This is a genomic window from Streptomyces sp. 13-12-16 (genome assembly GCF_002114215.1).
In the GTDB taxonomy this organism is placed as follows: Bacteria; Actinomycetota; Actinomycetes; order Streptomycetales; family Streptomycetaceae; genus Streptomyces.
Map to the genome: position 1 here is coordinate 13,705 of NZ_NCTE01000407.1, position 7,137 is coordinate 20,841.

The following is a 7,137-nucleotide window of genomic DNA, read 5'->3' on the forward strand; positions in this document are numbered from 1 at the left end:
ACCCTGGCCCGCCTCGTCACGTTCCCCAACGTCCTGGTCACGTCCCACCAGGCGTACTACACCGTGGACGCCGTCGGGCAGATCGTCCAGACCACGGTGGACAACGTCCTCGACTACACCGCCGGCCGCCGCTCCGAGAACGTGCTGGTGCCCCGGAGCTGACCCGCCAGCTCCCGGACGATCGCCGTGCCGTTCAGGGTCAGCACCGACTCGGGGTGGAACTGCAGCCCGGCGAAGCCCGGCCCCCTGAGGGCGTGCACCTCGCCGTTGGCGGCGCGGCTCACCTCGACGCCGTGCGCGGCCAGTTCCCGCGCGGTGTCCTCGTCGCAGTGCGCCACGAAGCTGTTGTAGAAGCCGACCGTCTCCGGCCGCCCGAAGAAATCGATCTCCGTCTGCGCCCCCTGGTACGGCACCTCCTTGCGCACGGTCTCCAGGCCCAGTTCGGCCGCGATCAGCTCGTGGCCGAGGCAGACTCCGAGGACGCCGTGCCGGTTCCCCCCGATCACCTCGGAGGTCAGGGCGCGCAGGAACCGCATCTTCGGGTCGGCCGTGTCGGACGGGTCGCCCGGTCCGGGGCCCAGCACCAGCGGCCCCTCGTGCCCGAGCACCGCCTCCCGCAGCCCCGGCTCGTCGTACCGGCGGACGGTCACGTCCAGCCCGGCGGCCCGCAGCACGTGGGCGAGCATCGCGGTGAAGGTGTCCTCCCCGTCGACGACCAGGGCGTGCCCGGTCAGCTCGTCCGACCGCTCCTGCATCCGCAACCAGAACGGCGCCAGGGAGGCCCGCCGTCCGTCCAGCGCCGCCCGCACCCGGGGGTCGTCGGCCAGCTTCGGCCGTACCGACTCCTCGTGCGGGCGTCCCGGACGCACGCCCAGCGCGGCCAGCACGCCGGCCGCCTTGGCGTGGGTCTCCGCGACCTCGCCCGCCGGGGCGGAGCCGCGCACCAGCGTGGCCCCGACCGGCACCCGCAGCCCGCCGGCCGGGTCGATGTAGGCGGTACGGATCAGAATGGGGGAGTCCAGCGTCTGGGCTCCGCCCTCGCCGCGGCCGATGAGGGCCAGGGCGCCCGCGTAGTAGCCGCGCCCGCCGACCTCGTGCCGTTCGATCACCCGGCAGGCGTTCTGCACGGGCGAGCCGGTGACGGTCGCCGCGAACATGGTCTCCTTCAGCACCTCGCGCACATCCAGCGAGGACCGGCCGCGCAGCTCGTACTCGGTGTGCGCGAGGTGCGCCATCTCCTTCAGCCGGGGCCCGACCACGACCCCGCCCATGTCGCCGACGGTGCACATCATCTTGAGCTCCTCGTCGACGACCATCGACAGCTCCTCGATCTCCTTGCCGTCGGCGAGGAACTCCAGCAGGTGCTCGGGGGTCGGCCCCTCGGCGGGATAGCGGTAGGTGCCGCTGATCGGGTTCATCACCACCGTCCCGCCCGACGCCCGCACGTGCACCTCGGGGCTGGCCCCGACCAGCGTCCGGTCCCCGGTGTGCACGACGAACGTCCAGTACGCGCCCCGCTCCCCCTCGAGGAGGCGCCGGAACAGCGCCAGCGCGTCGGCCCGTCCGAACCCGGGGATCTCACCCTCGTACGTCCGCCGGATCACGAAGTTGGCGCCCTCGCCCCGCCCGATCTCCTCGTCCAGGACGCGCCCGACGATCCCCGCGTACTCCTCGTCGTCGACGTCGAAGCCGCCGCCCTCCACCCGGACGTCGTGCGCGGGGAGCCGGTCGAGGGCCTCGGCGAGCGGGATCTCGTACCGCTCCTCGGGCGTCAGCACCAGCAGCGGGGTGCCGTCGTCACGGACGTCGAAGCCGCGCTCGCGGATCTGCCGGAAGGGGACGACCGCCAGGCACTCGTCGGGCAGGTCGGCCAGCAGGTCACGCGTGCCGACCGGGCCGATCAGCAGCTCGACCACGTCGTGGTCGTGGCCCGGCGTGCGGCGGCGCAGCAGGGCGAAGGGACGGTCGTCGTGCGGGAGCTGTGCCAGGTCCATGATGGGCCTTCCTCGTTTCGTCGCTGTCGTGAGCGTGAGGAACGGCCCCGGGAAACACCGAAGGCCGCCCCTCGGGCGGCCTTCGCGAAGTCTGTGCGTACGCGCAGTCAGTGGGCCGCCGGAGAAGCGGGCCACCACCAGTTCTGGGTCGAGTGCGCGAACATGTGACGCACCCTACCCCATGTCCACGGAACGTATCGCCTGTCTCACTTTCTGGGCAGGGCCCTGAAGGGGCGAAAGCACCCCGTAGTGTTGAGGGCGTGACCGTGAACGCTAAGACCAGCCCGAGCGCTGGCAACACCTGGCGAGACCTGCCCGCGGCGCAGCAGCCCGAGTACCCCGACACCGAGGCTCTGCGCGCAGTGATCGCGGACCTCGAGTCGTATCCGCCGCTCGTCTTCGCGGGCGAGTGCGACCAGCTGCGCGCCCGGATGGCGTCCGTCGCCAAGGGAGAGGCGTTCCTCCTCCAGGGCGGCGACTGCGCCGAGGCCTTCGACGCCGTGTCCGCCGACCACATCCGCAACAAGCTCAAGACGCTGCTCCAGATGGGCGCCGTGCTGACGTACGCCGCCTCGGTGCCGGTCGTGAAGGTCGGGCGGATCGCCGGCCAGTACTCCAAGCCGCGCTCCAAGCCGACCGAGACCCGCGACGGCGTGACGCTGCCGACCTACCGGGGCGACTCCGTCAACGGCTTCGACTTCACCGAAGAGGCCCGGATCCCGGACCCCGAGCGGCTGAAGCGCATGTACCACGCGTCGGCGTCCACGCTGAACCTGGTGCGCGCCTTCACCACCGGCGGCTACGCCGACCTGCGCCAGGTGCACGCCTGGAACCAGGACTTCGTGAAGTCGTCGCCGTCCGGCCAGCGCTACGAGCAGCTCGCCCGGGAGATCGACAACGCGCTGAACTTCATGCGGGCCTGCGGCACCGACCCGGAGGAGTTCAAGACCGTCGAGTTCTTCTCCTCGCACGAGGCGCTGCTGCTCGACTACGAGTCGGCGCTCACCCGCGTCGACTCGCGCACCGGGCAGCTCTACGACGTCTCCGGCCACATGGTGTGGATCGGTGAGCGCACCCGGCAGATGGACCACGCGCACATCGAGTTCGCCTCGCGGATCCGCAACCCGATCGGCATCAAGCTCGGCCCGAGCACCACGGCCGAGGAGGCGCTGCAGTACATCGAGCGCCTCGACCCCGAGCGTGAGCCCGGCCGGCTGACCTTCATCGTCCGGATGGGCGCGGACAAGATCCGCGACAAGCTCCCCGAGCTGGTCGAGAAGGTCACCGCGTCCGGCGCCACCGTGGCCTGGGTGACCGACCCGATGCACGGCAACACCTTCGAGGCGGCCTCCGGCCACAAGACCCGCCGCTTCGACGACGTGCTCGACGAGGTCAAGGGCTTCTTCGAGGTCCACAAGGGGCTCGGCACCCACCCGGGCGGCATCCACGTGGAGCTCACCGGTGACGACGTCACCGAGTGCGTGGGCGGCGGCGACGAGATCTTCGTCGACGATCTGCACCAGCGCTACGAGACGGCCTGCGACCCGCGGCTCAACCGCAGCCAGTCGCTGGACCTGGCGTTCCTCGTCGCGGAGATGTACCGCGACCAGTAGCCGGCGCGGCCGGTGACACCGGCGAAGGGGTGGGGCGTGTATCACACAGGATCGCGCCCCACCCCACTTTTGTGCCCTTCGGGCGACAGGTAAGGTTAGGTTAGCCTCACCGATCAGGGGTCGGGACGGCTCGCCCCAGTACCTTTCCGGGAGGTGAACCGCGTGTTCGTCTGCAGTTGCTTCGGTGTGACCGAGGAACAGGTGAGGAGTCACGCGGACGCCGGCGCGTGCACGCCCCGGCAGATCGCCTCCGCCTGCAAGGCCGGCACCGACTGCGGCGGCTGCGTACGGCGCATCCAGGCACTGCTCGGCCGCGGCTCCTGCCCGCGCCGGCAGCTCGCCGACCAGGGTGAGCCGCCGCTCACGGCGAAGCTCCCGGAAGCCGCTTAGGACCTGCCCCTAGTGGGTCGAGAAACCGCTCGTCCCCGGACCCGACGAGTCGGGCTGGGACTGCTCGATGACCGTCGACAGGTACAGCGACTCGCCCAGCTTCTCGATCAGGTCGAGCTGGGTGTCGAGGTAGTCGATGTGGTGCTCCTCGTCGGCCAGGATCGCCTCGAAGACGTTGGCCGACGTGATGTCGCCCTTGTTGCGCATGACCTCCACCCCGCGGCGCAGCCGGTCGATCGCCTCCAGCTCGATCTCCCGGTCGGCCTGGAACATCTCGGTGACGGTCTGCCCGACCCGGACGTGGAACAGCCGCTGGTAGTTCGGCAGGCCGTCGAGCAGCAGGATGCGGTCGGTGAGCACCTCGGCGTGGCGCATCTCGTCGAAGGACTCGGCGCGCGTGTACTCGGCGAGTTTCGTCCAGCCCTTGTGGTCCTGCAGCTTCGAGTGCAGGAAGTACTGGTTGATCGCCGTGAGCTCGGCGGTCAGCTGCTCGTTCAGGAATTCGATGACCTCGGGGTCGCCCTGCATCGCATGGGCTCCTTCCGCGCGGGGGAACTGGCAGGTTGGGCCGCATGATTGCACCGGCGGAGAAGATCGTCCAGTAAGTCTTGACTTAGTAAGTAAGTACATGCTTAGTGGTTTTTGTCCCTGTTTGACCTAATCTGCCGGGCCCGGTTCAGGGGCATCGCCACCGGTCTGTCAGGATGGAGGCATGGGTCAGCCGGCGGAACGCGAATCGGGGGAGCGCACAGCAGAAGGAGCGGCGCGGTCCGAGCTCCCGCCGGGGCAGCGGCTGCAGAAGGGCTGGCCGGTCACGCACTACGGTCCGGTCCCCAAGTTCCGGCCCGAACGCTGGGAGTTCCGGGTCTTCGGCGCCACCGCCGACGGTGGGAAGCACTGCTGGAGCCACGAGGAGTTCACGGCCCTGCCGTACACCACCGTCGTGGCCGACCTGCACTGCGTCACCAAGTTCAGCATGGTCGGTGCCGAGTGGGGCGGGATCCCGGCGCGCACCATCGTGGACATCGCCCCGCCCGCGCCGGACGTCACCCATGTGATGGTCTGGGCGGAGTACGGATTCAGCTCCAACCTCCGGCTGGCCGACTTCACCTCCGAGCGCGCCCTCTTCGCCACCCACAAGGACGGCGAGCTGCTCACCGCCGAGCACGGCTTCCCGCTGCGGCTGATCGTCCCCCATCTGTACGCCTGGAAGGGCCCCAAATGGGTGCGCGGCGTGGAGTACATGACCGCCGACCGCCGGGGCTTCTGGGAGGAGCGCGGCTACCACAACGTCGGCGACCCCTGGACGGAACAGCGCTACTCCTACCAGGAGGAGCCCGGGGACGGTCCCGAGCTGTAGACCCGGGGAACCCCTCAGGCGTCCCGGAGCTTCTTCAGCCGCTCCACGTCCGCGGCGTGTCCCTCCTTGCCGCCCGGCGTCTCGATGACCAGCGGTACGCCCTCGGTCGCCGGGTGCGTCATCAGCGCCCGGAACGGGTCCTCGCCGATGTGTCCGGCGCCGATGTTCGCGTGCCGGTCCTTGTGCGCGCCGACCACGTCCTTGGAGTCATTGGCGTGGATCAGCTTCAGCCGGCCCTCGCCGACGGTGTCCACCAGCAGATCCAGCGTCCGGTGCATCCCGCCCGGCCCTGACAGGTCGTGGCCGGCCGCGAAGATGTGGCAGGTGTCCAGGCAGACGCCCAGCTTCGGGTGGGCGTCCAGCGCCTCGAAGTACGGCCCGAAGTCCCAGGTCCGCGAGCACAGCGAGGAGCCCTGTCCCGCCGTGGACTCCAGCAGCAGGAACGGGTCGTCGTCATGGGTGAGCTCGTCGAGCAGCGGCAGCATGTGCTCCCGTACCTGCCGCAGCGCCACCGCCCGCTCCCGCCCGCCGGTCGCGCTGCCCGTGTGCACCACCACGCCCAGTGCGCCGATCTCACGGCCGCGCCGCAGCGAGTGCCGCAGCGACTCCACGGACCGCTCGACGGTCGCCTCGGTGTGGGAGCCGAAGTTGATCAGGTACGGGGCGTGCACGTACGCCGGGATCGAACCGGCCGCACAGGCCGCGCGGAACGCCTCGTCCTGCTCGGGCCTGCCGGCCGGGGTGGCCCAGCCGCGCGGATTGGCGACGAAGACCTGCACCGTCTCGGCGTTCAGCTCACGGGCGTAGGACAGGCCGACGGAGTGCAGGCCGCCGGCCACGGGGACGTGGCCGCCGACCGGGTTGCGGGCGGGACCGGACAGGTGACTCTTCACCCGTCAAGGGTGTCACGTGCGCCGGTCCCGCCGGTCAGCGGATCTCGATGGTTATCGTCGAGCCCTTGGGCGCGGTGTCCCCGCCGTCCACGGACTGGCCCTTGACGGTGTCGCCGAAGAGTCCGAGCAGACCGCGGTCCTCGTCCACGTCGAACCCGGCGTCCTTCAGCTTCTCCTTGGCCTCGTCCACGCTGTCGCCGATCACGTCCGGCACCTCGATCATCTCCGGGCCCTTGGAGAGCGTCAGCGTCACGGTGTCGCCCTCGGCGGCCTGCCGCCCCGCGCCCGGGGTCTGCCGGGCCACCCGGCCGGCGTCGTGCTCGGAGTTGACCCGCTCGGCGGCGATCTTCACCTTGAGACCGGCCTCCTCCAGCTCCGCGCGGGCGTCCTCCGCGTCGTCGCCGGTCACGTCCGGCACGTCCACCGGGCTGCCCTTGCTCACGGTCAGCGCCACCGCCGAGCCCGCGCGGACCTTGGTGCCCTTGCCCGGCTCCGTGGAGATCACCGAGCCCCGCTCCACGGAGTCGCTGAACTCCCGGGTCACCATGCCGGGCTCCAGACCGTCGTCCTTCAGCAGCTCCCGCGCCTTGTTCAGGGGATAACCGTCGAGGTCGGGCACCCGAACGGTCTGCGGGCCCTTGGAGAGGGTCAGCGACACCGAGTCGCTGCCGCGGACGCGGGCGCCCGCCTTCGGGTCGGTGCTGATCACCGTGCCCCGCTCCACGGTGTCGCTGTACGCCTCCTCCACCCGGCCCGCGTCCAGCCCGGCGTCCGCCAGCCGCTCCCTGGCCTCCTGCTCGGTCTTCCCCAGCAGCGGCGGGACCTTGGTGAACTGGCCGGAGTTGATGTACCAGACGCCCGTGCCGACCCCGAGGACCAGGAGCACC

Annotated in this window: 8 protein-coding genes; 3 read left to right on the forward strand and 5 right to left on the reverse strand. The window is 70.6% G+C overall.

Annotation, left to right across the window (positions count from 1 at the left end; all coding sequences use genetic code 11):
• Positions 1-113: 113 nt before the first annotated feature.
• Together B7767_RS16580 and B7767_RS49320 are read right to left on the reverse strand one after the other, a co-directional pair.
• Positions 114-1,994 carry an anthranilate synthase family protein gene (locus B7767_RS16580; protein ID WP_085572865.1) on the reverse strand — a complete coding sequence of 627 codons (1,881 nt, stop codon included), beginning with the start codon at positions 1,992-1,994 and terminating at the stop codon, positions 114-116.
• Between the two features lie 107 nt (positions 1,995-2,101).
• Positions 2,102-2,158 carry a trp operon leader peptide gene (locus B7767_RS49320; protein ID WP_107062014.1) on the reverse strand — a complete coding sequence of 19 codons (57 nt, stop codon included), beginning with the start codon at positions 2,156-2,158 and terminating at the stop codon, positions 2,102-2,104.
• Between the two features lie 96 nt (positions 2,159-2,254).
• Here B7767_RS49320 and B7767_RS16585 point away from each other — a divergent pair, with 96 nt between their 5' ends.
• Together B7767_RS16585 and B7767_RS16590 are read left to right on the forward strand one after the other, a co-directional pair.
• Entirely contained in the window at positions 2,255-3,607 is a 1,353-nt protein-coding gene (locus B7767_RS16585; protein ID WP_085572866.1) for a class II 3-deoxy-7-phosphoheptulonate synthase, read from the forward strand.
• Between the two features lie 153 nt (positions 3,608-3,760).
• Entirely contained in the window at positions 3,761-3,997 is a 237-nt protein-coding gene (locus B7767_RS16590; RefSeq protein WP_179167170.1) for a bacterioferritin-associated ferredoxin, read from the forward strand.
• A gap of 9 nt (positions 3,998-4,006) precedes the next feature.
• On the opposite strand, the gene bfr is transcribed toward B7767_RS16590, so the two are convergent.
• Complete coding sequence (gene bfr / locus B7767_RS16595; protein ID WP_085572868.1) at positions 4,007-4,525, reverse strand: bacterioferritin; 519 nt, start codon at positions 4,523-4,525, stop codon at positions 4,007-4,009.
• Positions 4,526-4,709: 184 nt separating this feature from the next.
• Here bfr and B7767_RS16600 point away from each other — a divergent pair, with 184 nt between their 5' ends.
• A complete protein-coding gene (locus tag B7767_RS16600) occupies positions 4,710-5,357 on the forward strand; it encodes a sulfite oxidase-like oxidoreductase (RefSeq protein WP_085572869.1) in 648 nt (215 codons plus the stop codon).
• Between the two features lie 14 nt (positions 5,358-5,371).
• On the opposite strand, the gene B7767_RS16605 is transcribed toward B7767_RS16600, so the two are convergent.
• Positions 5,372-6,250 carry a deoxyribonuclease IV gene (locus B7767_RS16605; RefSeq protein WP_085572870.1) on the reverse strand — a complete coding sequence of 293 codons (879 nt, stop codon included), beginning with the start codon at positions 6,248-6,250 and terminating at the stop codon, positions 5,372-5,374.
• A 34-nt stretch (positions 6,251-6,284) separates the two neighbouring features.
• Positions 6,285-7,137, reverse strand: an 853-nt coding sequence (locus B7767_RS16610) for a Stk1 family PASTA domain-containing Ser/Thr kinase (RefSeq protein ID WP_143652505.1), incomplete at its 5' end; no start/stop codon positions are given.